The sequence below is a fragment of the Haloglomus irregulare genome, assembly GCF_007421925.1.
Classification (GTDB): domain Archaea; phylum Halobacteriota; class Halobacteria; order Halobacteriales; family Haloarculaceae; genus Haloglomus; species Haloglomus irregulare.
The window spans coordinates 1-22,065 of the sequence record NZ_QMDX01000014.1 but is presented as its reverse complement, the minus strand read 5'-3'; the positions used below and the strand labels follow the sequence as shown (position 1 = coordinate 22,065).

20 protein-coding genes, 1 tRNA gene and 1 pseudogene are annotated in these 22,065 nt (G+C 70.6%); 10 read left to right on the top strand and 12 right to left on the bottom strand.

The features are described from left to right. Positions 1 to 133: 133 nt before the first annotated feature. The 6 genes from argC to DP107_RS16275 all read right to left on the bottom strand — a co-directional run bounded on the left by argC (position 134) and on the right by DP107_RS16275 (position 6,032). Positions 134 to 1,171: an N-acetyl-gamma-glutamyl-phosphate reductase gene (argC, locus tag DP107_RS16300; RefSeq protein ID WP_144263198.1), complete on the bottom strand. Its 1,038-nt coding sequence runs from the start codon at positions 1,169 to 1,171 to the stop codon at positions 134 to 136. Next, a complete protein-coding gene (lysX, locus tag DP107_RS16295; RefSeq protein WP_144263197.1) occupies positions 1,168 to 2,034 on the bottom strand; it encodes a lysine biosynthesis protein LysX in 867 nt (288 codons plus the stop codon). The genes argC and lysX overlap by 4 nt, the downstream gene beginning before the upstream one ends. A 105-nt stretch (positions 2,035 to 2,139) precedes the next feature. Next, on the bottom strand, positions 2,140 to 2,304 hold the full coding sequence (gene lysW / locus DP107_RS16290; RefSeq protein ID WP_144263196.1) for a lysine biosynthesis protein LysW: 165 nt from the start codon (positions 2,302 to 2,304) through the stop codon (positions 2,140 to 2,142). Between the two features lie 223 nt (positions 2,305 to 2,527). Next, positions 2,528 to 4,045, bottom strand: a complete 1,518-nt coding sequence (argH, locus tag DP107_RS16285) for an argininosuccinate lyase (protein WP_144263195.1) — start codon at positions 4,043 to 4,045, stop codon at positions 2,528 to 2,530. 1 nt (position 4,046) lies between these two features. Next, positions 4,047 to 5,273 carry an argininosuccinate synthase gene (locus tag DP107_RS16280; protein WP_144263194.1) on the bottom strand — a complete coding sequence of 409 codons (1,227 nt, stop codon included), beginning with the start codon at positions 5,271 to 5,273 and terminating at the stop codon, positions 4,047 to 4,049. 396 nt (positions 5,274 to 5,669) lie between these two features. Further along, on the bottom strand, positions 5,670 to 6,032 hold the full coding sequence (locus DP107_RS16275; protein ID WP_144263193.1) for a dihydroneopterin aldolase family protein: 363 nt from the start codon (positions 6,030 to 6,032) through the stop codon (positions 5,670 to 5,672). 153 nt (positions 6,033 to 6,185) lie between these two features. Here DP107_RS16275 and DP107_RS16270 point away from each other — a divergent pair, with 153 nt between their 5' ends. From DP107_RS16270 to DP107_RS16245, 7 genes and pseudogenes are all read left to right on the top strand, one after another. After that, on the top strand, positions 6,186 to 6,791 hold the full coding sequence (locus DP107_RS16270; protein ID WP_144263192.1) for a translation initiation factor IF-2 subunit beta: 606 nt from the start codon (positions 6,186 to 6,188) through the stop codon (positions 6,789 to 6,791). Between the two features lie 59 nt (positions 6,792 to 6,850). Beyond that, a pseudogene (locus tag DP107_RS20890) lies at positions 6,851 to 7,009 on the top strand (homing endonuclease associated repeat-containing protein); the annotation flags it as partial. Positions 7,010 to 7,096: 87 nt separating this feature from the next. Continuing rightward, on the top strand, positions 7,097 to 7,633 hold the full coding sequence (locus DP107_RS16265) for a hypothetical protein (RefSeq protein ID WP_238330912.1): 537 nt from the start codon (positions 7,097 to 7,099) through the stop codon (positions 7,631 to 7,633). A 58-nt stretch (positions 7,634 to 7,691) separates the two neighbouring features. Further along, a tRNA-Gln gene (locus DP107_RS16260) sits at positions 7,692 to 7,764 on the top strand. A 486-nt stretch (positions 7,765 to 8,250) separates the two neighbouring features. Next, positions 8,251 to 9,243, top strand: a complete 993-nt coding sequence (locus DP107_RS16255) for an aldo/keto reductase (protein WP_144263190.1) — start codon at positions 8,251 to 8,253, stop codon at positions 9,241 to 9,243. 77 nt (positions 9,244 to 9,320) lie between these two features. Beyond that, positions 9,321 to 11,228, top strand: a complete 1,908-nt coding sequence (locus DP107_RS16250; RefSeq protein ID WP_144263189.1) for a S9 family peptidase — start codon at positions 9,321 to 9,323, stop codon at positions 11,226 to 11,228. Between the two features lie 75 nt (positions 11,229 to 11,303). Next, the gene (locus DP107_RS16245) at positions 11,304 to 12,458 is read left to right on the top strand and encodes a pyridoxal phosphate-dependent aminotransferase (protein ID WP_144263188.1); all 1,155 of its coding nucleotides are present in this window, start codon (positions 11,304 to 11,306) and stop codon (positions 12,456 to 12,458) included. Between the two features lie 24 nt (positions 12,459 to 12,482). On the opposite strand, the gene DP107_RS16240 is transcribed toward DP107_RS16245, so the two are convergent. Then, entirely contained in the window at positions 12,483 to 13,385 is a 903-nt protein-coding gene (locus tag DP107_RS16240) for a haloalkane dehalogenase (protein WP_144263187.1), read from the bottom strand. A gap of 128 nt (positions 13,386 to 13,513) precedes the next feature. Here DP107_RS16240 and DP107_RS16235 point away from each other — a divergent pair, with 128 nt between their 5' ends. Next, a complete protein-coding gene (locus DP107_RS16235) occupies positions 13,514 to 14,416 on the top strand; it encodes an NmrA/HSCARG family protein (protein ID WP_144263186.1) in 903 nt (300 codons plus the stop codon). 396 nt (positions 14,417 to 14,812) lie between these two features. Here DP107_RS16235 and DP107_RS16230 read toward each other — a convergent pair whose 3' ends face one another. Then, entirely contained in the window at positions 14,813 to 15,082 is a 270-nt protein-coding gene (locus tag DP107_RS16230) for a DUF7571 family protein (RefSeq protein WP_144263185.1), read from the bottom strand. Between the two features lie 458 nt (positions 15,083 to 15,540). On the opposite strand from DP107_RS16230, the gene DP107_RS16225 reads away from it, so the two are divergent. Together DP107_RS16225 and DP107_RS16220 are read left to right on the top strand one after the other, a co-directional pair. Next, positions 15,541 to 16,683, top strand: a complete 1,143-nt coding sequence (locus tag DP107_RS16225; RefSeq protein WP_144263184.1) for a DUF3179 domain-containing (seleno)protein — start codon at positions 15,541 to 15,543, stop codon at positions 16,681 to 16,683. Between the two features lie 100 nt (positions 16,684 to 16,783). Next, a complete protein-coding gene (locus tag DP107_RS16220) occupies positions 16,784 to 17,785 on the top strand; it encodes an alpha/beta hydrolase (RefSeq protein WP_144263183.1) in 1,002 nt (333 codons plus the stop codon). A 569-nt stretch (positions 17,786 to 18,354) separates the two neighbouring features. On the opposite strand, the gene hjc is transcribed toward DP107_RS16220, so the two are convergent. The 4 genes from hjc to DP107_RS16200 all read right to left on the bottom strand — a co-directional run bounded on the left by hjc (position 18,355) and on the right by DP107_RS16200 (position 21,961). Next, positions 18,355 to 18,882: a Holliday junction resolvase Hjc gene (hjc, locus tag DP107_RS16215; RefSeq protein ID WP_144263182.1), complete on the bottom strand. Its 528-nt coding sequence runs from the start codon at positions 18,880 to 18,882 to the stop codon at positions 18,355 to 18,357. 55 nt (positions 18,883 to 18,937) lie between these two features. After that, the gene (locus tag DP107_RS16210) at positions 18,938 to 19,693 is read right to left on the bottom strand and encodes a DUF7345 domain-containing protein (protein WP_144263181.1); all 756 of its coding nucleotides are present in this window, start codon (positions 19,691 to 19,693) and stop codon (positions 18,938 to 18,940) included. Positions 19,694 to 19,759: 66 nt separating this feature from the next. Beyond that, positions 19,760 to 20,602 carry a DUF7345 domain-containing protein gene (locus tag DP107_RS16205; protein WP_144263180.1) on the bottom strand — a complete coding sequence of 281 codons (843 nt, stop codon included), beginning with the start codon at positions 20,600 to 20,602 and terminating at the stop codon, positions 19,760 to 19,762. A 105-nt stretch (positions 20,603 to 20,707) separates the two neighbouring features. Beyond that, positions 20,708 to 21,961 carry an RNA-guided endonuclease InsQ/TnpB family protein gene (locus tag DP107_RS16200; RefSeq protein ID WP_144263179.1) on the bottom strand — a complete coding sequence of 418 codons (1,254 nt, stop codon included), beginning with the start codon at positions 21,959 to 21,961 and terminating at the stop codon, positions 20,708 to 20,710. Positions 21,962 to 22,065: the final 104 nt, after the last annotated feature.

The window sequence follows — 22,065 nt, the reverse complement described above, 5'->3', positions numbered from 1 at the left end:
ACCGCAGCGAGTCGCGCGACCGCAGCGCGCCGGGGCTTCCTACAGCTGCTGGTCAGTTGATACATCGAAAGGTTCGTTCCTGCGTCGGTAATCTGCGTCATTATCGAGTAGTTCAACGTGTAATCAGATCACGTCACGGCGAGCCGATGGGATGGAACCCGGTCGCTGCCAGCCCGGTCGTCTCCTCGAACCCCAGCGCGACGTTGGCCGCGTGCACGGCCTGCCCCGCGGAGCCCTTCATCATGTTGTCGATGGCCGAGAAGACGACCAGCCGCTCGTTCGGTGGGTCGACCTCGAAGCCGACCTCGGCGACGTTCGACCCGGCGACGGCCTTCGGCTCCGGATACCGGTACACACCGCCCCCACCGGAGGCCATGCGGACGAACGGCTCGTCCTCGTACTGGCCGCGGTAGGCCCCCCACATATCACCCTTCGAGACGGGGTCGTCGGGGAAGACGTGGCAGGTGGCGCTCGCGCCGCGGATCATGTCGACGGCGTGGACGGTGAAGGAGACGCTCGTCCCGAGGTACGCCTCGATCTCGGCCTCGTGGCGGTGGCCCGTGGGCGCGTACGGGCGGACGACGCCGGAGCGCTCGGCGTGTGAGGCGGCCGCGCCGCCGCCGGCACCGCCCTCGCTGGAGCCGACCTTCACGTCGACGACGATGCGCTCGCCGCCCGACAGGATATCGTGCCCGAACAGCGGGAGCAGGCCGACGATGGTGGCGGTGGCGTTGCAGCCGCCCGCCGCGACGAGGTCGGCGCCGGGCAGGTTCTCGCGGTTGAGTTCCGGCAGGGCGTACTCGGCCTCGGCCAGCAGTTCGGGTCGGTCGTGGCCGTCGTAGTGGTCGTCGTAGTACTCCGCGGCTGGGAGCCGGAAGTCCGCCGAGAGGTCGACGACGGTGCCCGCGGCGTCGCGGAAGCGGTCGATCCGCTCCATGGAGACGCCGTGTGGGGTGCAGGCGAACAGGACGTCCACGGAGTCGAGGTCTTCGGGGTCCGAGAACCGCAGATTCATGTGGCGCAGGTTCGGGTGGACGCCGCCGACGGTCTTGTTGGCCTCCGAGCGGGAGGTGGCCTGCACGACCGCGAACTCCGGGTGGCCGTCGAGCAGGCGGAGCAGCTCCCCGCCGGTGAATCCCGTCCCGCCGACCACGCTGGCGGTGGTCGTCACGTCGGGGCCTCCGGCGTCTCGGCCGCCTTCGCCTCCAGCCAGTCGACGACCGTCGCGGGCACGTCCACCGCCGTCACCTCGTCGAGCGCTTTGAACTCGACCGTGTGGTTCACCTCGTGGACCGTGAACTCATCACCGGTCTCCATCAGGTCCACCCCGAGGAGGCCGCCGCCGACGGCCTCGGAGGCGCGCTCGACGAGGTCGCGCATCTCGTCGGTCACCGCGATGGACTCGGTGGTCGCGCCCTTGGCCGCGTTCGTGAGCCAGTGCTCCGAGGAGCGGGCCATCGCCGCGACCGGCTCGCCGTCGGTGGCGAGCACGCGCATGTCACGGCCCGGCTTCTCGACGAACTCCTGGATGTAGAACACCTTGTGCTCGTAGTGGCCCAGCGTCTCCTTGTGCTCGAGGATGGCCTCGGCGGCGTTCCGGGAGTCGATCTTGGCCATCAGCCGGCCCCAGCTCCCGACGACGGGCTTGAGCACGCAGGGGTAGCCGAAGTTCTCGATGGCCTCCAGCGCGGACTCCTTCGTGAACGCGACCGTCGTCCGCGGGGTCGGTACGCCGGCCTCGGCGAGGACGAGACTGTTCCGGGCCTTGTCCGCGCAGATGGCCGCCGTCCGGGGGTGGTTCACCACGGGGACGTCGTAGTGGGCGACGAACTCGGTGGCGTAGCGCGACCGACTGGTCGCGAGACACCGGTCCAGCACGAGGTCGACCCCCTCGAACGCGTCGGGGGCCTCGTGCACGTCGAAATGCTCCTTGCGGACGTCGATCTTCTCGGTCTCGTGGCCGCGGTCGCGCAGCTCCGAGAGCAGGAGCTTCTCGTCGCGCCGGATGCGCGAGTAGAGCATCCCCACGTTCACGGCCGGACACCTCCGTTCGGGCTCGCGGGCCGCGGAGTCGGCCGCCCGGCGCGCCCACGCCGGGGGAGCGTGTCGACCCCGGAGACCGCGCCGGGCACGGCCATCTTACTCCCCCCAGTCCTCCTCCAGTTCGGGCGCCGTGTCCAGGTCGACCGGGCCCTCCCCGATCACTTCGAGCTCGGCACCACAGGTCGCACAGTCGACGATCTCTCCGACCTCGAGGTCGTCGTGCAGGTCCACGCCGGCCCCGCACTCGGGACAGTCTACCATTGTACCTCTACGTCGCGGCCTCGGCCACTTAAGCATGTCGAACCTGTAACACAGTTGATATAATCGCACTACCCGCTGATGGGCCGCAGCGCGTTCGAGAAACCGGTTCCGGGCTCGGTATCAGAATTCTGTTACGAATGGCGGTCGTCGTAGGCGCCGGCGGCGCCGGGCCCAGCGCGGCTGCTTCCAGCGCGACCACACCGGGGACCCGGTCTGGCACGGTTCAGACACGGTCGATCACCGCCTCGGCCAGGTCGTCGGCCGCGTCGTCGAGTCGCGCGCGGCGGCCGTCCAGCGCCTCGCGGTCCGCGGCGAGGGCCCCGGCCGCGCGGTCGAGGTGCGCGTCCATCGCCTCGGGGGCGGGGCCGCCACGGGAGTCACGCATCGCCACGCTCGCGGCCGGGTCCAGCGCCCGGCGTAGCTCGTCCGGGTCGACGTAGTCGGCGAGCGGCGCATCGAGTGCCTCCCCGGCGGCCGCCTCGACCGCCGCGTACTGCTCGTCGGCGGCCGCCGGGTCGCCGGCGCGCTCGGCGGCCGCCGCGACCAGCTCGTGGGCGGTCCGGAACGGGACGCCACCCATCGCCAGCAGGTCCGCGACGCCGGTCGCCGTCGCGAACCCCTCGCCGGCGGCCGCGGCGAGCGCGGCCTCGTTCCAGTCGGCCGTGGTCACGGCCCCCGCCGTCACCTCCACCGCGGGGAGCACCGCGTCGACGGCATCGAACGCGTGCGGGTGGACCCGCTGGAGGTCGCGGTTGTACGCACGGGGGAGCCCCTTCAAGCTCGTCAGGATCGCCTGCAGGTCCCCGGCGGCGTCGCCCGCGACCGCACGGACCAGCTCCAGCGTGTCCGGGTTCTTCTTCTGGGGCATGATGGAGGAGGTCGAGGCGTAGTCGTCGTCCAGCGCGACGAGCGAGCGGTTGGCGAAGAGGACGAAGTCCTCGGCCAGCCCGGAGCAGTGCGTCGCCAGCGTCGCGAGCGCCCCCGTCGCCTCCAGCAGGAAGTCCCGCGCCGACGCGGCGTCCATGCTGTTTTCGACGAGCCCGTCGAAACCGAGCAGGGCGGCGGTCCGCTCGCGGTCGACGTCGAACGGCGTGCCGCCGAAGGCGGCCCCGCCCAGCGGCGAGCGGTTGACGCGGTCGAACGCGTCCAGCAGTCGCCCGGTGTCCCGGGCCAGCGCGCCCTCGTAGGCGGCCAGCCAGTGACCCACCGTCGTCGGCTGGGCGGGCTGGAGATGTGTGTAGCCGGGCGCGAGCGTCTCGCGCTCGGCCTCGGCGACGGCCAGCAGCGCGTCGCGGGCCGCGAGCGTCGCCTCGACGGCGTCGAGCAGGTCCGCGCGGAGCCGGTAGCGGATGCAGGTCGCCACCTCGTCGTTGCGCGAGCGGGCGGTGTGCATCTTCCCGCCGACCGGGCCGACCCGCTCGATGACGGCCGTCTCGATGGCCGCGTGGACGTCCTCGCCGCCGTCGAGCGCACCGTGGCCGGCAGCCTCCACGTCGGCGAGCGCGCCGAGGACCTCGCTCGCCTCGTCGTCGGTGATGATCCCCTGTTCGGCGAGCATCACCGTGTGCGCGCGGTCGACCGCGAGGTCGGCCTCGAAGATGCGCTCGTCCTGCGCGAGCGAGGAGAGGAACGTGCGGGCGGGGCCGCCGCTGAACCGCTCGCGGCGGACGACGTCCTCACCGTCGCCGCTCCCGTCGGCGGCCGGCTCGTCCCCGTCGGTCCCCTGCTCGCGTCCGGGCATCTCAGTCGTCGTCGGCCCCGATGTCGGGACGGGAGGCGTCGGTGGCCTCTGTCACGCGGTTCGAGAGCCGCTCCTGGAAGCCGTGGTACTTGGCGACCCCGGTGGCGTCGGCCTGCTCGATGCCGCCGGTGACGTCCTCCGTGTTGAACGAGGCGGCCTCCGCGGAGTAGACCGCGTACGGGCTCGTCCGCCCGACGGGGCGCGCCTGGCCGCCCTCCAGGCGGACCGTGACGGTACCGGTGACGCGGGCCTGGGTCTCGTCGATGAACCCCTCCAGCGCGCGGACGAGCGGGGCGTCGACGAGGCCCTGGTACCCCTTCTCGGCCCACTCCTGGTCGATCCCGTTCTTGTACTGGCGCTCCTCCGTCGTCAGGACGAGCGATTCGAGGGCCTCGTGGGCGTTCAGCAGGACCGTCGCGGCCGGGTGCTCGTAGTTCTCGCGCACCTTCAGCCCGAGCATGCGGTCCTCCATCACGTCCGTCCGGCCGACGCCGTGGGCGCCGGCCACGTCGTTGAGCCGCTCGATGAGCGTCACCGCGTCCAGCTCCTCGCCGTCGAGCGCGACGGGCTCGCCCGCCTCGAAGGTGAGCTCCAGTTCCCGCGTCTCGCCGCTCGGCGCCGTCGTCCACTCGTAGATCTCCTCGCCGGGGACGTACCCCGGTTCCTCCAGCTCGCTCCCCTCGACGGAGCGGCTCCAGAGGTTCGTGTCGATGGAGTAGGCGCCGCCGTCACCCCCCTCGACCGGAAGGTCGCGCTCGGCGGCGTACTCCTGCTCCCACTCGCGGGTCAGCCCCAGCTCCCGGACCGGCGCGATGACCTCCAGATCCGAGTCGCGCCAGACCGCCTCGAACCGGAGCTGGTCGTTGCCCTTCCCGGTGCAGCCGTGGGCGATGCCGGTACAGCCCGCGTCCTCGGCCACCTGGAGGATGGCCGACGCGATGACCGGGCGCGCGAGCGCCGTGCCGAGCGGGTAGCCCTGGTAGGTGGCGTTGGCCTTGACCGCGCGCATGCAGAGCGCCGCGAACTCGTCCTGTGCGTCGACGACGTGGTGTTCGAGGTCGAGCGCCTCGGCGGTCTCGCGGGCCTCCGCGAACTCCGCCTCGGGCTGCCCGACGTCGACGGTGACGCCGATTACCTCGTCGTAGCCGTACTCCTCCTGCAGCAGCGGAACGCAGACGGTGGTGTCGAGCCCGCCGGAGAACGCGAGCGCGACCGTGTCGTGTGTCATGGGTGTGTGGTGTGTGCGGTGTGTGATGGGTGGTTCGGTCTCCCCGGGCACCGAGCGGCCGGGCGGCACGAGCGGTGCTGTGGGGCGATGCGGTCATCAGGTGAGGAGAGGAGAAATGGGCCTAAACGGCCCGTCGCGGTCGTCGGACGGCGGCGGGACGGCACCCAGCACTCGGCACGGCCGAGCATACGGGCGCATCCGTCATCATACCCAATACACCGAGCGAGATGGTATTAAACTCTTCCGCGATGGCAACACCTGTCCGGCACGCCATGACACGGCACGGGGCGTCGGGGCACACCCGGGAGCGTGACCGTCCCGGACGGCCGGGTAACCGGACTGCTATCGAGTTATCCTCGCTATTCGCCCACTGGAGTTCCGACACCGATCCGGCGACTACTCCTCCTCGGTGACGGACTCGACGGCCATCAGCGGGTAGCCGTCGTGCATCTCCATCCCCGTCCGGACGGTGACGTCCTCGTACCCGATGCGCATCCGGACCCTGGCGAACTCGCCGGTCCACTCGGTGTAGTCGGCCGACCCGTCGGCCAGCGCGGCGGCGAGCGCCTCGTCGCGGGGGTCGACATCCACCGCCTCGCAGTGGGGCTGGTTCTCGATGCTCTCCTCCATCGCCCGGGCCAGCGAGTCGGCGCTGTCGGGCGACAGCGGCGTCCCCGCGAACTGGTGGTAGAGCGTCCCGAACTTCACGCCCGCCTCGAAACACGCGACCTCGCGGTCAGTCGGCTGGTCGTCAACCATCGTCCGATGGTCGCGCGCGACGAGCAAAACCGTTCTGTCCGCGCCCATCGCGGCGGCCCGGGGCGGCCGCGCTCCCCCCCGCCGACATCGGGAACCGCCGCGAGCGCCGCCGGAACACGGAACGCGTATACGTTCCGGCCGGCTCCACATCGCATGGACTACGACACCTCACTCACCCGCGCGCTCGACGCGCTCCCGGAGCGGAGCACCGAAGGCGCCCGCCTCTCCGTCCCCGATCCCCACGCGCAGGCCGACGGCGCGTTCACCCGCTTCACGAACCTCGACGCCGTCGCCGACGCCCTGAACCGCGAGACCGACCACGTCCACTCGTTCGTCCAGCGCGCACTCGCGACGGCCGGCCAGCTCACCGAGGGCGTCGGCCGCTACAACGGTCGCTTCGACGGCGACGATTTCGACGCCGCCGTCAGCGACTACGTCGAGGAGTACGTCCGCTGCTCGGAGTGTGGCCTCCCCGACACCCGGCTGGCCACCGAGGACGGCACGATGATGCTCCGCTGTGAGGCGTGCGGGGCCTTCCGTCCCGTCTCGAAGCGCCGCTCCACGGACCAGCAGCAGGCCGACGCCGTCGAGAAGGGCGGCCGTTACACCGTCGAGATCACCGACACCGGCCGCAAGGGCGACGGCGTCGCCAAGCGCGGCGGCTACACCGTCTTCGTCCCCGGCACCCAGGAGGGCGACGTAGTCGATGTCTACATCGAGAACATCTCCGGGCAGCTCGCGTTCGCGCGGACGGAGTAGCGGTTCAGTTCCACCGCGGTTGAACCGAACTTATCTGTAATACCGAGGGAACCAGCCGTATGGCGACGACACCGGAGGAATGTATCGACGCGCTGTGGGAGGCGGCCGAACGGTTAGATGAATCGCCGACAAAGGCACAATACGAGAGTCTCGGATTGCAGCCAGCGTCAGGGACGATAATTAGGCAGATCGGGGGCTGGAACGACGCGAAGAGGGCGGCTGGGCTGGAAACGGCCCCATCTACAGGGGAGCGGGTTGGCCCAAAGCCCGACGATGTTGACGTGACCGACCGGGAGTGGACGTCGATGTCGGTTGATCAGCGCTGGCACTACCGGAATCCCGAGCGGAACCTCCAGCGGACACTCGACCGGCGCGCACGGCTCCGTGCCTGGGTCAACGAACGGAAGGCCCAACGTGGCTGCCGGGACTGTGGCGAGGACGACCCGGCCTGTCTCGACCTCCATCATCAGGCGCCGGACGAGAAGGAGCGGGCCGTCGGAGAGCTCATTACACACGGGTACGGCAGGGACCGACTTCGAGAGGAACTGACCGCCTGCGCGGTCCTGTGTGCGAACTGTCACCGTCGGGAACACCACGACGTAGCCACCGAAGGGCTCCGCGGCTGGGTCCACACGCACAAGACGACTCGCGGCTGCGCTCGGTGTGACGAGGACGCCCCCGTCGCGCTCGACTGCCATCACGAGGGGGAGAAGCAGGAGACGGTCGCCGAACTGCTCGCGGACGGGAGGCCGTACGAGGCCGTCCGGGCAGAGGTAGCCCGATGTACCATCCTCTGTGCGAACTGCCACCGACGCGAGCACTTCGTCGAACCCGACTGGTGACTCGTCGGACGGTGACGACAGTCATAAGTAATCCCACTCGCTATCAGTATTTGCGTGAAGTCCTGTGGTGTAGTGGCCAATCATGTAGCCTTCTGGGGGCTACGACGGAGGTTCGAATCCTCCCAGGACTATGCTTCCGGGCGCTCCAATCCTCCAGCGGCGCGTGGTCACTTGAGGCGACGCATCCCTATCTCTCAGGCCACGACCGCGCCACGATGGTGGTGCGGGTGCCGTGATCCGGTGAACTCAGCGCCGGTCGGATCAACGCGCTGAACACGGTCGAAGCGCTCGGCGACGAGAATGGCAAAGAGCCTGACTGACGCCGGGCTCAGGCAGCAGTCCCGGGTCGATTCCCGGCATCCGTGGCGGCGTCGACGTGTCGGGCAGAGCCTCCACGGGCCGAACTGGTCGCGACGGGGAGCCCTGTGACCGATACGTCCGACTGCCGGACCGTCTCGTCGGAGGCGTTCCGCTCCGGGCTTGAGGTCGGAGGGCGCTATGCAGCCGACGACGTGGAGCCGCGTCACGCTGGTCCCGCCTCGCGTCACCGGGTCCGGGCGGACGGCCCGACTGCCAGGAGCCCCACGCTTTTCGCGCCGACACGCCATCGCGTGGACATGGACCTCGATTTCGTCCCGCTCGACGACACGGGCCTCCGGACGAGCGAGATACAGTTCGGCACCTGGCGGTTCGGCCGGGAGACCGAGGCGGGCAACGTCGAGATCGACGAGGAGCGCGCCCACGACCTGCTTGACGCCTACGCCGCGCACGGCGGGCGGTACATCGACACCGCCGACGTCTACGGCGGCGGGGCGTGCGAGGAGTGGATCGGGGACTGGCTCGCCGACCGGGACCGCGAGCGGTACACCATCGCCTCGAAGATCTACTGGCAGACCCGCGAGGACGACCCCAACAGCCGGGGCACCAACCGGAAGAACGTGCGCCACCGCATCGACGCGCTGCTCGACCGGCTGGGGACCGACTACGTGGACGTGCTCTACATCCACCGCTGGGACGACGAGACGCCGGCGCGGGAGCTGATGAAGACGCTGAACGGACTGGTCGAGGCCGGGAGGGTCCACTATCTGGGCGCCTCGACGCTCGTCCCCGACGAGTGGAAGGTCGCGCGGGCGAACGAGATCGCCCGACAGGAGGGCTGGGAGCCGTTCACCGTCGCACAGCCGCGATACAACCTGGTCGACCGGGAGGTCGAGGGGGGCTATCTGGAGATGGCCGACCAGTACGGTATCGGGGTCTGCCCCTGGAGCCCGCTGGGCCAGGGCTTCCTCACCGGGAAGTACACCCGCGAGGAGGGGCTCACTGGCGAGTCCCGGGCCGCGGAGTCCTCGCGGTTCCGCGACGCCTACCTCACCGAGGAGACCTTCGACGTACTGGACGAGCTCCGGGCGGTCGCCGACGAGGTCGACGCCACGGTCGCACAGACGGCCCTCGCGTACCACCTGCACCACGACGGTATCGCCGCGCCCATCGTCGGCGCCCGGACCGTCGCGCAGCTGGAGGAGAACCTCGGCGCCGCCGCCGTCGACCTCTCGGCGGCGCAGGTCGAGCGCCTCCGCGACGCGACGGGCGGGCCGTACGCCGACATCTGAGGCGGTACCCGCTCGACCGGGGGCAGCCGGCACGGGGGGGAAAACGCCTTTTCATGCGCGGTTCGTGAGTCGTCGGCATGCTCCGGAAGGAAGCCGACGACGTCGACCTGTTGGAGTCGCTTGCGGAACTCCCCGGGTGCTATCACCAGACCGTCTCCCCCGACGGGCGCCGCGTCGCGTACTACTACGACGGGAGCGGTCGGAACGAGCTGCACGTACAGGAGATGGAGACGGGCGGGCGCGAGCAGTGGAGTGATGGGAACGTCCCGCGAGACGCCCGGTGGCACCTGAAATGGGCGGGGAACGACGAGGTGCTGTTCCACGTCGACGAGGACGGGAACGAGCAGAACGACATCCACGCGCTGGACGCGTCGGGCGCGGCGGAACCGGTCGTCGAGATGGACGGACAGGTCGTGCTCCACGACGTCACGGACGGCGGCGGGCGGTTGGTTGTCGGCTCCACTCGCGACGGGCAGCTGAACCTCTACCGTCACGACCGGGCGAGCGGCGAGACGACGAAACTGACGACGTACGACCGGGCCGTGAACGCCGCGCACTTCTCGCCCGACGGTGACCGGATCGCGTTCAGCACCAACGAGACGTCGGTGTTCGAGAACGCCGACACCTACCTGATGGACGCGGACGGGTCGAACGTCGAGCGGCTGGGCTGCTCGGAGACGGGGGCCGAGACGCAGCCGGTGGCGTTCTCCCCGTCCGGCGACCGCCTGCTGCTGGCCGACAACGCCGACGACCGCGGCCGGGTCGGGGTGTACGACCTGGCGGCCGGCGAGGTGACGTGGTACGGCGGTGACGTCGTCGAGCAGCCCCACGCGTTCCTGCCCGACGGGGACCGGGTGCTGCTCGACCGGCGCCGGGAGATGGCCGTCGTCGCGGCGACACTGGACCTGGAGACGGGCGAGGTCCGGGAGTTCGACCTGCCGACCGGCGTGACCGACGTGACCGGCGCGTTCCCCGCCGGCCAGGGGAACCCGGTCGTGGACGACGGGCAGGTCGTCTGCGCCCACGGCACCCCCGACGGTCGCTCGGACCTGCTGACGTACGACGTAGAGGCCGGGGCGAGCGAGACGCTGCTGGCCGCCGACTACGGCGCGTTCGAGTCCGACGCGTTCGTCGACAGCGAGGTCATCAGCTTCGAGTCCGACGGGGTGCCGGAGACGCCCGCTCGGGCCGTCGAGACCGGCCCGTACGACAGCCTGGAGATCGAGGCCCAGCTGTACGACACCGGCGAGCGACCCGCGCCGCTGGCGGTGAAGATCCACGGCGGGCCACGCTACGCCGACTACCGGAACTTCAACGTCTACACGCAGTTCCTCGCCTCGCAGGGGTACGCCGTTCTGGAGGTGAACTACCGGGGCTCGGCGGGCCGGGGCCGGGAGTTCGTCCGGGAGCTGTACGACGACTGGGGCGGCGCCGAGCAGGGGGACATCGCTACCGGGGTCGAGCACGTCCTGGCAACCCGCGATTGGCTCGACGAGGACCGGGTCGCCGTCTTCGGCGGCTCCTACGGCGGGTACAGCGCGTACTGGCAGGCCGTCCAGTACCCCGACCTCTACGACGCGACCGTCGCGTGGATCGGGCTGACCGACCTCCGGGAGATGTACGAGACGACGATGCCCCACTTCCGGACGGAACTGATGGAGAAGAACATCGGGACCCCCGGGGAGAACCCCGACCTCTATCGGGACCGGTCGCCGATCGAGCACGCGGGGAACGTCGACGCACCGCTGTTGCTGATCCACGGCGTCAACGACCGCCGGGTACCGGTCTCGCAGGCACGACTGTTCCGGGACCGGCTCCGTGAACTGGGCTACGAGGTCGAGGAGCGCCCCCCCGGCGGGGAGGCCGGCGGCGGGGCCGACGCCGAGTACGTCGAACTCGGGGAGGAGGGGCACGCCTCGACCGACAGCGACCAGAAGCTCCGGACCTTCCGGGTGCTCGCGGACTTCCTCGACCGGCGGCTGTAGCCTGACGCCACTTCGGGCGCCGCCGGGCAACGGGGGCGGATCAACCACTTTACCGGGGCCGCACGTAGCGGGGCCGTGCACGAACCGACGGAGCGGGTGCGGCGGGCGGACCGCTCGCAGATCCGCGTGATGTACGACCTCGCGGAGGCCGCCGACCACGACCTCGTCCGGCTGGAGGTGGGGGAGCCGGACTTCGACACGCCCGAGCACGTGGTCGCGGCGGCCGCGGCGGCGGCCCGGGACGGCGAGACGCATTACACGCCGAACGCGGGCACCCCCGAGTGCCGCCGGGCCATCCGGGACGCGATGGCCGCCGACTACGGCGTCGAGCACGCACTCGACGAGATCGTCGTCACCGTCGGCGGGATGGAGGCGCTCCATCTCGCGACGATGGCCGTCGTCGGGCCCGGCGAGGAGCTCCTGTATCCGGGGCCGGCGTGGCCGAACTACGGGACGCAGGCGTTCCTGGCCGAGGGGACGCCCGTGGAGGTGCCGATGCCCGCCGCCGAGGGGTTCGACCTCGACCCGGGCCGGCTGGTCGAGCGGATGGGTCCCGGGACGGCGGCGGTCGTCCTGACGACGCCGTCGAACCCGACCGGCCGGGTGTTCGACCCGGACGCGGTCCGGGCGGTGGTCGAGGCCGCCGCCGACCACGATGCGTACGTCATCGCAGACGAGGTGTACGCCGGCCTGACCTACGACCGCGACCCGCGCGGCGTCGCGGCGCTGACCGGCCACCCGTCGCACGTCCTCACCGTCGGCTCCTGCTCGAAGACGTACGCGATGACGGGCTGGCGGCTCGGCTGGCTGGCGGGCGACCGGACCGTCATCGACCAGGTGACGAAGGTCCGGGAGTCGACGACGGCCTGCCCGTCCAGCATCGCCCAGGCGGCCGCCATCGAGGCGCTCACCGGGCCACAGGAACCGTTCGAGGCGATGTACGGCGCGTTCGAGCGCCGGCGCGACCTCGTGGTCGACCTGATCGCCGACATCGACGGGCTCTCGGCCCCCCGGCCGGAGGGCGCCTTCTACGCCTTCCTCGACCCCGACGTCGACGCCGACGCGCTCGCGTTCGCGAAGTACCTCCTCCGGGAGCACGGCGTGGTACTCGCGCCGGGCAGCGGCTTCGGGGCCGCCGGCGAGGGGCGGCTCCGGCTCTCCTTTGCCGCCGCCGAGGAGCGACTCCGGACCGGCCTGGACCGCATCGCCGAGGGGGTCGCGTCGTACTGACCGCCCGGTGGCACCACCCCGGCCTCAGTTCCGGTCGACGAACGCGACGATCTGCTCGGCACAGGCCCCACCGGCGTCCTCCTGGAGGAAGTGGCCGGCCCCCTCGACCCGGACGTCGGGTTCGTCGGCTGCGGTCGGCACGAGATCGCGGAACAGCGCCCGGTACTGCTCGGTGATGGGGTCGCTGTCGGAGAACAGCGCGAGGAACGGCTTCTCCCACTCGGCCAGGTCCTCGCGGAGCCGCGCGTGGCGGTCGGCCCCGGGCATCGAGGGGTCCTGCGGGACCATCGGCGGCCAGGCGTATGCGCCGGCCTTCGAGGCCTCGTCCGGGAACGGCGCGTCGTAGCCGGCCCGCGCCGCGTCGGAGAGGTCGGACACGCAGGCGCCGTCGATGACGCGGCTCACGTCGAGGGCGTCGGCCTCGACGACCATGTCGCGGAACGCGTACCAGGTGTCCACGAGGTCGACCTCGCCGTCGGTCAGCAGCGCGTTCATCGCCACGATGCGGTCGAACCGCGCCGGCGCGTCGGAGACGGCGTACGGCAGCCCGAGGATGCTCCCCCAGTCCTGGCAGACCAGCGTCACCCCGGTGAGGTCGAGCGACTCGACGAACTCGACGAGGGTGTCGTAGTGCAGGTCGAACGTGTAGTCCTCGGGGTCGGTGTACTTGTCCGAGCGGCCGAAGCCGAGGAAGTCGGGGACGACGACGCGACCGTGCTCTGCGAGCGTGGGGACCATCTTCCGGTAGAGGAACCCCCACGTCGGCTCGCCGTGGAGGCAGAGGAACGTCTCCTCGGCGCCGTCCGGGTCCGTGTCGACGTAGGCCAGCTCCGGGTCGCCGGGCGCGTCGACCGTCAGGTAGCGGGGCTCGTGGTCGTAGTCCGGGACGTCGGCGAACGCGGACTCGGGGGTGCTGACGATGTCCATGCACGCCGGACAGCCGGGGGGCACACAAAGCTGCTGCCGACCGCCGCCCGCCGCCGGGGACACGGGCGTCACCCGGTGCGGTCGACGCCGCCGAACGGTCATACGCCACGGGGCCGTATCCGTCTTCGATGACAGAAACACGCGTTCTCGTGACCGGAGCGACCGGCAACCAGGGCGGCGCCGTCGTCAACCATCTGCTGGCCCACGAAGCCGAGTTCGACGTGCGGGGGCTGACCCGCGACGCGACGAGCGACGCCGCGGGGGCCCTCGCCGACCGCGGCGTGACGGTGCAGGAGGGCGACCTCGGGGAGCCCGAGAGCGTCCGGGCACACGTCGCCGACGCCGACGCCGTCTTCGCCGTCACCAACTTCTGGACCGCGGGCTACGACGCCCAGGTCGAGCAGGGCACCAACCTCGCGGACGTGGCCGCCGCGGAGGGGGTCGACCAGTTCGTCCTCAGCGGCGTCGGCAGCCACGAGCAGGACACCGGCATCCCACACTTCGACTCCGCCTGGGAGATCGAGCAGCACGCGCAGGACCTCGGCCTCCCGCTGACGACGCTCCAGCCCGTGTTCTTCTTCCAGAACCTGGAGGCGTTCGCCGAGGACGTCCTCGAGGGGACGCTCGCGCTCCCGCTCGCGGCGGGCGTCCCCCTCCAGATGGTCGACGTCGACGACGTGGGCCACGCCGCCGCCGTCGCGTTCGCGAACCCCGGCGAGTTCGTCGGCGAGCGGTTCGACCTCGCGGGCGACGAGGCCACGCTGGCCGAGACGGCCGCCGTCCTGAGCGACGTGACCGGTGTCGACGTCGAGCCGTACCACGTCCCCATCGAGGACTCGTACGAGGACTTCGGCGAGGAGTTCACCGTCATGTGCGAGTGGTTCAACGACGTCGGCTACGACGCCGACATCGACGCCGTAGAGGAGACGTTCGGCTTCGAGTTCACCGGCCTCGAGACCTACCTCCGCGAGCACGGCTGGACCGAGAAGGACGGGATGGCGTCGGTGCCGGGCTGGGTGAAGGCCCTCTAACGAGCGTCCTGACGCCTCGGGTGTCCTCGGCTATCTCCGGCCGCCCGCGGGGGCCGGCTGACCGGCTCCACCGGCGACCCGCTCGGCACACGAACCGTTCGGAACGATGCCGCTCCTCGCGTCCTGCGGGTGCTCGGAGCGGTGGAAACCGCGCTCGCTTCGCTCGCGCGATGTACGAACAGCTACTGATCAATCCGGTCGATACCCGTAGAGAGGCGTCCGTTTTAGCTACGTGAGGAGTATTCATCTGCTACCGTGATCATTACCGACTTATCCCGGCGCGAGCGGTGTCGACGCTCCCGGAGACGGCGTCGCGGGCGCGGGCCGTAGCCGCGCGCCGACCGTCGCTTCGGCTACCCGGGTCGTGTTCGAAAGAAGGGTCGCCACGGATACCGTTCAGTTCGAGACCGTATCGCAGTGCCAGCCGGGGTCGGTGCCCGTGCGGTCGATCCGGTCGGCACGACACGCCGGGCAGTAGTCGGGCGTCACAGCGACGTTCCGGGGGACGTAGACCGCACCGCTGCACTCCACGCACGCGTCGACGACGATCGTCGTGCAGTCCGCGCAGACGTTGAAATCGTCGACAGTCAGGTCGCGCAGGGGTTCGAGTTGTTTGTCCAGGGTGTACTCGTCGATGACCGTCTGACAGCTCTGGCACGGTTTCATGACGATGCGTACTCCTCCACGGGACGGCCACGGAAAGCCTTGCCCCCCGTCGGGGGTGGTGGGACCGGGACCCGTGGAGGGGGTCCGCCCGCGAGCGGTGTTCGTCCGTATGTAACGGTGGACGCGAGCGTGGCCCCCTTCGACGAGGCCGGCGGCCTCGTTCCGATCGACGGCGGCGAGGACGGCTGCCTCCACACGGACGATGTCGGCGGCGAGGACCCCGCCGGGGGCAGGCGGTCGAGTTCGATGCCGAGTCCTCTCCCAGGGGCGCGCGGCCACCCTGATTCGCGAACAGTGGACGACGCCGTTGTCGGCACCGACGGTCGATCACCCGTACGTCATCCCGCGACGGCGCCGTCGATCTCCGGGGTCCCGACCTCGTCGCCGCGAGGTCCGCCCTTGCGCCGGTCGCGCCCCAGGGCCAGGCACTCATGTCGCTCCCCGGCGTACCGGCGGGCATGCGACGGCGACGACTGCTCGGCGGGCTCGGTGCGGCCGTAGCGACCGGGCTGGCGGGTTGTGTCGCCGGCTATCGTGGGGACGGCGCTCCGGGGACGGTCCAGCCACCGACCGGCACCGCGCCCGTCGACCTGCCCGTCTCGTGGGAGGAGCTCCAGCAGCCGCTGCCGCCGGACGCCATCCCCGCCATCGTGGAGCCCGCCTTCGCCGCCGACTGGTCCGGGCTCGACCCGGGGGCGGTCGGTCGGGACGGTCTCGGCGACGACGCGGCGGTCGTCGGCGTCGAGCGCGGTGGCGAGACACGGGCCTACCCGCTGGCCGTGCTGGACCGGCACGAGGTCGTGAACGACGCGTTCGGCGGGCCGCTGCTGGTGAGCTACTGCCCGCTCTGCGGGAGCGCGGTCGCGGCCGAGCGGCGGGTGGGCAGGCGGTCGACCCGGTTCGGCGTCTCCGGGATACTCTGGCGTCGGGACCTCGTGCTGTACGACGAACTGACGGAGAGCCTCTGGAGCCAGCTGCTGGCGACCGCCATCCGCGGGCCCCGGACCGGCGACCGGCTGTCGCTCGTCCCGACGCGGCTGACCAGCTGGGGCGCCTGGCGGGAGAGCCACCCGGACACGGCGGTCCTCCTGCCGCCGCCGCACTCGGGCACCATCGACGGGAGCGCCCGGTACGAGTACGACCGCAAATACCCGTACGACACCCAGCGCCAGTTGATCGGCTACGACGACGCCGGCGGGGGCGCGGGGCGACTCGGCAGCACCACGCTGGTCGTCGGCATCAGCGAGGGCGAGGTGGCCCGTGCCTACCCCTACTTCGTGGTCCGTGAGGCCGGCGGCGCCGTCAACGACCGCGTGGGCGAGCGGCCCGTGGTCGTGACGACGACCCCCGGTGGCGGGCTGGCGGCCTACGACCGACGGGTAGGCGACAGCTCACTCCGGTTCGCCGCGGCCGACGGCGCCGACGGGGAGCACCTCCGGGCCGGGGGGAGCCGCTGGCGCCGCGAGGACGGCCGCGCGGCCGACGGCCCGTACGCCGGCGAGCGACTCGACCGGGCGAACGACCTGGCACCGCTGTTCTGGCACGCGTGGTCCTCGTTCCACCCCGGGACCGAGGTGTACGGCGTGGACGCGCCCGGCTGAGACGGGGCGACTCGTCGGTGGTGGGCGCCGTCCGGCCCGGATTAAACGCCCCCCGGATGGGTCGCATCGTGTTTATGCGGCCGGAGGGAGAGGCCGTGGTATGCGAGCCGAGCAACCCCATCCCGAGGTTCAACTCGTTCTCGAACAGGTCGCGGCGCTGGAGGCGGTCCCGCTGAACCAGTACGGAGCCCAGGGCGCCCGCGACATCTTCGAGCAGTTCAACGCCGACATCGACGAGCCGGAGGTCGGGCGGATCCACGACACCACCGTCCCGGGCTACCGGCCCCAGGAGGGCGACCAGCGCGACCCCGTGCCGGTCCGACATTACCGGCCCGGCGAGGCGGGCGAGACCGCGCCGACGGTCATCTACTACCACGGGGGCGGCTTCGTCATCGGCGATATCGACAGCCACGACGTCGTCTGTCGACACGTCTGCGACCAGGCGGAGGTCAACGTCGTCTCCGTCGACTACCGGCTCGCACCGGAGGAGCCGTTCCCCGCGGCCGTCGAGGACGCCTACGCGGTCGCCAGCCACGTCGGCGCGACCCCCGACGAGTTCGCCGGCGACGGCCAACTGGTCGTGATGGGCGACAGCGCCGGCGGCAACCTCTCGGCGGCCGTCACGCAGATCGCCCGGGACCGCCGCGAGGAGGCCGCCGAGACCGGCCGCGAGCCCGCCATGCATACGCCGGATATCGACCGGCAGGTGCTCGTCTACCCGGCGGTCGACGCCCGGCAGGACCGCCCCTCCTGGGAGGAGAACAGCGAGGGCTACTACCTCGTCGAGGAGGACATGCTCTGGTTCTTCGACTGCTACCTCGGGAGCGACCTCCACCGAGGGAACCCGTACGCGTTCCCGCTGGCGGGCGACCTCCACGACCTCCCGCCGGCGACGGTCGTGACGGCCGGCTTCGACCCGCTGCGCGACGAGGGCATCGCCTACGCCGAGGCCCTGGAGGACGCCGGGGTCCCGGTCGAACACCGCAACTACGACGACGTCATCCACGGCTTCTTCACGATGCTGGCGCCGCCCGTGGACATAGAGCGGGCCCACGAGGCGATGGACCACGTCTGCGACCAGCTGCGGCGGAACCTGGCGTAGGTCGTCACCGGGTCGGATACTCCACCCGCTGTTCGGTAACTGCGGCAGTCGTTATCGGAGTGATCACACGGTCGGCGAACCCGGGGGCGACGGGCTCGGTCGGCCGTCCGGACCGGTCCACTTGCCGGCCGTGGCCGTCTCGTCGCCGTTCGAGGCCTCCCGCGTCGCGCGCACGGTGTCGGTGCTCGCAGCCTCGGTTCGCCTGCTGTCGACCGCCCGGCTGCTCGCTCTGCCCCCCGACGAGGCGGGCGCGACGACGGAGGCGCCGGTGCGGGCACGCCGCCGGCTGGAGGAACTCCGGAGCCGGGGCGTGGGGACCGCGGTCGCCGGCGGCGGGACCGCCCGGGTGCATCGACGTCGGGCGCGCCCGGCTCCGGCGACTGCGCCGTGTCCCCGACGGCCTGTTCTCCGGCCGGGGCCCGCTGGACGCGGGTCCGGGCCGGGGCCGTTCCCGACGACCGGCTGCAGCAGCAGCGCCCCGCGTCGCCGAGCCCGACGCTGCGACGGGTCGGTCACGTCCGGGGCGGCCGTCGGGCCCGGGATGGATGCCGCGGTCCCGCAGTCGGGGCCTACTCCAGCATCGCGGCGGCGTCCTCGAGCGTGATGGCGCCCCGCTGGAACGCCAGCAGCACGTCGCGGACGCCCGTCTCGTCGTCCTCCTCCTCCTCGTCGGCGTAGTCGTCCAGTCCGGTCCGGGCGGAGTGGCCGGTCAGCTCGGCCATGTCCTCGCCGTCGGCGAGCGCGGTCTCCAGCTTCACGCGGTAGTTCCCCCCGTCCGTGACGTGGAGGTCGGCCGGGTGGAAGAAGTACCAGTCCTCGCGGTCGAAGCGCACGCCGACCTTCGGGGCGGCACCGAAGTTCTGGGCGAAGTAGACCAGGTTCTCGATCTCCTGGCCGTCGAGGTAGATGGGGTCGCCGGCCGAGGACTTCGCCTCGATGGCGTAGAAGACCTCGCCGTCGCCCGCGAGCACGTCCGGGAGTTCGCGCTCGGTCGCGCTGCCGGAGGCGGGCGCCCGCATCACCGCGAAGCCGCGCTCGTCCAGCCGGTTGACCAGTTCCCGCTCCCGGCGGTCCCCCTTCGCGTTCGAGTTGGCCATACGGTTCCTGCGTCGGCGGGGGGGAAAAGCGGTCGGAGAGCGGGCCGGAACTGGTCTACCGTCGGCAAACCGCGACGAGCGCGGCCGCCACCAGCGCGAGCGCGGCCGCGACGGCGCCGAAGCCGGGCTGGCCGCCGGTGTCGGTCCCGCCGTCCGACGGCTCGTCGGTGTTCGCCATCGTCTTGACCGGCGTCTCCGTCGGCGACGGCGTCCCCGTCGGTTCGAGCACCAACTCGAACCCGCTCAGGTGCGTCCCGGCGTCGTAGACCACCCGCGCGTCGCCGCTCGTGTCGGCCGCCGGGGTCGCCGCGGCGACCGCGTAGCCGTCCGGCGCGGTCACCACGAACCGCCGATCCGGCTCGAAGCCGGAGGCGAACGGCTCCGTGACAGTCAACGTGTCGTCCGCGACGGCGGCGAGGCCGACGTACGTCACGGAGAGGGTGACGATGCCGACGTCCCCGCTCTCGGTCTCGGCGAGCGAGATGGCGGCGTCCTCGACCGACATCTCGCGGCCGGTCTCGTTCCCGGCGTCCGCGGCGACCGCCCGCATCCGGTCCCGGAATCGGGCCCGGGTCTCCGCCTGCGCGGTCTCGTTGTTCCGCAGTTCGTCGAACGCCTGCCGCTCGGAGCCGGTCGTGAGGTCGTAGACGAGCGTCAGTGTCAGCTCCGCCGAGCCGTCCGCCGCCAGGGCGACCTCGAACGTCGGCGTCGGCCCGTCCGACTGTGCCACCGCCGGCGCCACACCGGCACCGACCGCCGAACAGACGACCAATGCCGCCAGCAACGGCTGAAACGTCCCGGTATCGGCCATATTGTATCTCTTGTGATGTTATCTCGCCGGCCCCATAAATACGGTATGGCCGCGTCGGTCCGGCGGTCAACCCCCGTCGGGACCCGTATCGGGGCCGACATCGGCGCCGTCACCGTCGGCGCCCGCATCGCCGCCCCCCTCCTGGGGAGCCCCGTCGTCGGCGTCCGCGGTGCCCTCGAGCCGCAGTTCCCGCCGTTTGGCCCCCAGGAAGACGAGTAGCGCGGGCACCAGCGCGAGGCCGGCGGCACCGACCAGCCGGCCCACGCCCGTCGGCTCCGACGGCGCCGGCGCCGGCCCGCCGCCGTCGGTGTCGTCCGCCGAGGTGGTCGCGTTCGGGTCGACGACCCGGAAGGAGAAGCCGTCGAGGTCGGTCCCGTCACCCCAGGAGGCGCTGTTCCGGAGCGCCCGGTCCGGCCGCGGGGCCGTGTCGTCACGGACGTACCCCTCCGGCCCGCGCACCACGAGCGTCCCGTTAGGGTCGAAGCCGGACGAGAACGGCTCGTTGACGACGACCTGCGCGCCGTAGACGCCCGCGAGCGCGACCCAGCGCGCGCGGTACGCGATGACTCCCGTCCCGTTGGTCTCCCGGGTCGTGACGGTGACGTTCTCGATGCGCATGTCGCGCGCGGTCCGGTCGGAACCGTTGGCGGCCGCGGCACGGAGCCGGTCGCCGAAGGCCGCACGGCGCTCCTCCAGGGCGGCGCTGTCGTTCGCGAGTCGCTCGTAGCGGTCGCGCTCGGCCGGCACCGAGAGGTTGTACGATCGCTCGTCGGTGACCGTCGCCGAGCCGTCCGCGTCGAGGGCCACGGTGAACGTGCGTCCGGTGTCGTGGACGGCGCCGACGGACCCGACGGCGCTCACGAGGAGCAGGCCGCAGACGGCCAGCGCGGCCAGCCGCGTTCCGGGCATCGGTTCCCCCGTTCGTCGGCTCCGGGTTAAGCCCGTCGGGAGCGTGGACCGGGCCATCGGCCTTATCCTGCGGTCCACCGAAGCGACGGTGTCAGGCACCCACCCCTAAAGGGGTGGGCTTGCCAGTGGACTCCCGCTCTGGCCGATACTCTCGGCAGGCGAATACTCGCCGTTCGCATTCAGCATCCCTGACTTCAGGGCGACCTGACAGTTCGCCCGTCCAGCACCAGACGTGAGCCAGTGCTGGACGAGCCGCCACCCGATATTCCGAGCAGCGTTGTAATCAGCGTGGAGTTCCGTCCCGCAGTTCAGACACTCGAACTTGTCACCAGCCCGATTATCCTCGTGCGTGAATCCGCACTCGCCGTGACTACATCGCTGACTCGTGTACTTCGGGGCAACATCGGCCACGAGAATCCCGTATTCTTCGGCTTTGTACTCGGTGTACTCCTGTATCGTGCGGAACGCCCACTGCTGGAACTTCGAGGCGTTCGAGATACGCTCACGGATGTTCTCCAAGTCCTCAAACGCGATAGCAGAACAGTCGTTACGACGGGCTTCCTGCACGATAGCTTTCGAGACACGGTGTAGGTAGTCGTCGCTCCACCGAGCGAACGTGTCACCGATGCTCTGGATGGTGAGGTGTGCCGACCGAGTACCTGTCTGTTGCAGGCTCCCACGACGGCGTTCGTACTCGTTACGCTTGTGGTTGAGGTAGTCAGCGTTACCGAGGAACGCTCCCGTGCTGGTGACGGCGAGGTAGCCATCTACGTTCAAGTCAACGCCGAGAACCGCTCCGTTCTCGACTGTTGACGCATCCGTGTCCGGATCTTTCTCTACGGCCACGTGGAGGTAGTAGTCGTCGTCACGCTTATGCAGGGTTGCCTCTTTGCGCTCCCACTCGTCACTATCCCAATACTCCTCGGATGGCGTGCCCTCGTCGTCTTCAGGGGTGACGTATTCGGCTCGAACGCGCCCATCGACGGCAGCGAGCGTGCAGTGGTCGTCGTTATACGTGATCGTGCGGGTACCATACACGACGACCGTACCACGGAACGTGGGCTTGCTTGCCTTCTTGCCGTCGAAAATACGGCCTTGACAGTTGTCGAGTGCTTCAGCGGCGAGACTTCGAGCGGATTGGACATGGTTCGAGTGAAGATCGGTGTTCGAACGCACGTCGTCGTAGGTGGCACTGTTGAGGTCGCCTTGGTTAGTGACGATTTCGGTTGGGTCGCCGGCCCATCCGTAATCCGATACGTATTGGGCAGCGTAGCGGAACTGCTCAAACGTCTCATCGAGGACGGTGTGGGCGTCCTCTGGAACGTCGAGCTTGATTTGGATGTTCCGAACGACCCCCACACCTCATACGTTCATATGGTTTTACTTAAATTCTAAGTCCGTGTTGGGGGGCGGTGTTAACTTAGAGAATGAGGCGTTCGAGTTCGAAGTGCTTATGAACGAAT

Bases quoted from the DNA above. Each gene is read 5' to 3' on its own strand.
- lysW (WP_144263196.1), bottom strand. From the start codon at position 2,304: ATGGTAGACTGTCCCGAGTGCGGGGCCGGCGTGGACCTGCACGACGAC.
- argH (WP_144263195.1), bottom strand. From the start codon at position 4,045: ATGCCCGGACGCGAGCAGGGGACCGACGGGGACGAGCCGGCCGCCGAC.
- DP107_RS16280 (WP_144263194.1), bottom strand. From the start codon at position 5,273: ATGACACACGACACGGTCGCGCTCGCGTTCTCCGGCGGGCTCGACACC.
- DP107_RS16275 (WP_144263193.1), bottom strand. From the start codon at position 6,032: ATGGTTGACGACCAGCCGACTGACCGCGAGGTCGCGTGTTTCGAGGCG.
- DP107_RS16270 (WP_144263192.1), top strand. From the start codon at position 6,186: ATGGACTACGACACCTCACTCACCCGCGCGCTCGACGCGCTCCCGGAG.
- DP107_RS16265 (WP_238330912.1), top strand. From the start codon at position 7,097: ATGTCGGTTGATCAGCGCTGGCACTACCGGAATCCCGAGCGGAACCTC.
- DP107_RS16255 (WP_144263190.1), top strand. From the start codon at position 8,251: ATGGACCTCGATTTCGTCCCGCTCGACGACACGGGCCTCCGGACGAGC.
- DP107_RS16250 (WP_144263189.1), top strand. From the start codon at position 9,321: ATGCTCCGGAAGGAAGCCGACGACGTCGACCTGTTGGAGTCGCTTGCG.
- DP107_RS16240 (WP_144263187.1), bottom strand. From the start codon at position 13,385: ATGGACATCGTCAGCACCCCCGAGTCCGCGTTCGCCGACGTCCCGGAC.
- DP107_RS16235 (WP_144263186.1), top strand. From the start codon at position 13,514: ATGACAGAAACACGCGTTCTCGTGACCGGAGCGACCGGCAACCAGGGC.
- DP107_RS16230 (WP_144263185.1), bottom strand. From the start codon at position 15,082: ATGAAACCGTGCCAGAGCTGTCAGACGGTCATCGACGAGTACACCCTG.
- DP107_RS16225 (WP_144263184.1), top strand. From the start codon at position 15,541: ATGCGACGGCGACGACTGCTCGGCGGGCTCGGTGCGGCCGTAGCGACC.
- DP107_RS16220 (WP_144263183.1), top strand. From the start codon at position 16,784: ATGCGAGCCGAGCAACCCCATCCCGAGGTTCAACTCGTTCTCGAACAG.
- hjc (WP_144263182.1), bottom strand. From the start codon at position 18,882: ATGGCCAACTCGAACGCGAAGGGGGACCGCCGGGAGCGGGAACTGGTC.
- DP107_RS16210 (WP_144263181.1), bottom strand. From the start codon at position 19,693: ATGGCCGATACCGGGACGTTTCAGCCGTTGCTGGCGGCATTGGTCGTC.
- DP107_RS16205 (WP_144263180.1), bottom strand. From the start codon at position 20,602: ATGCCCGGAACGCGGCTGGCCGCGCTGGCCGTCTGCGGCCTGCTCCTC.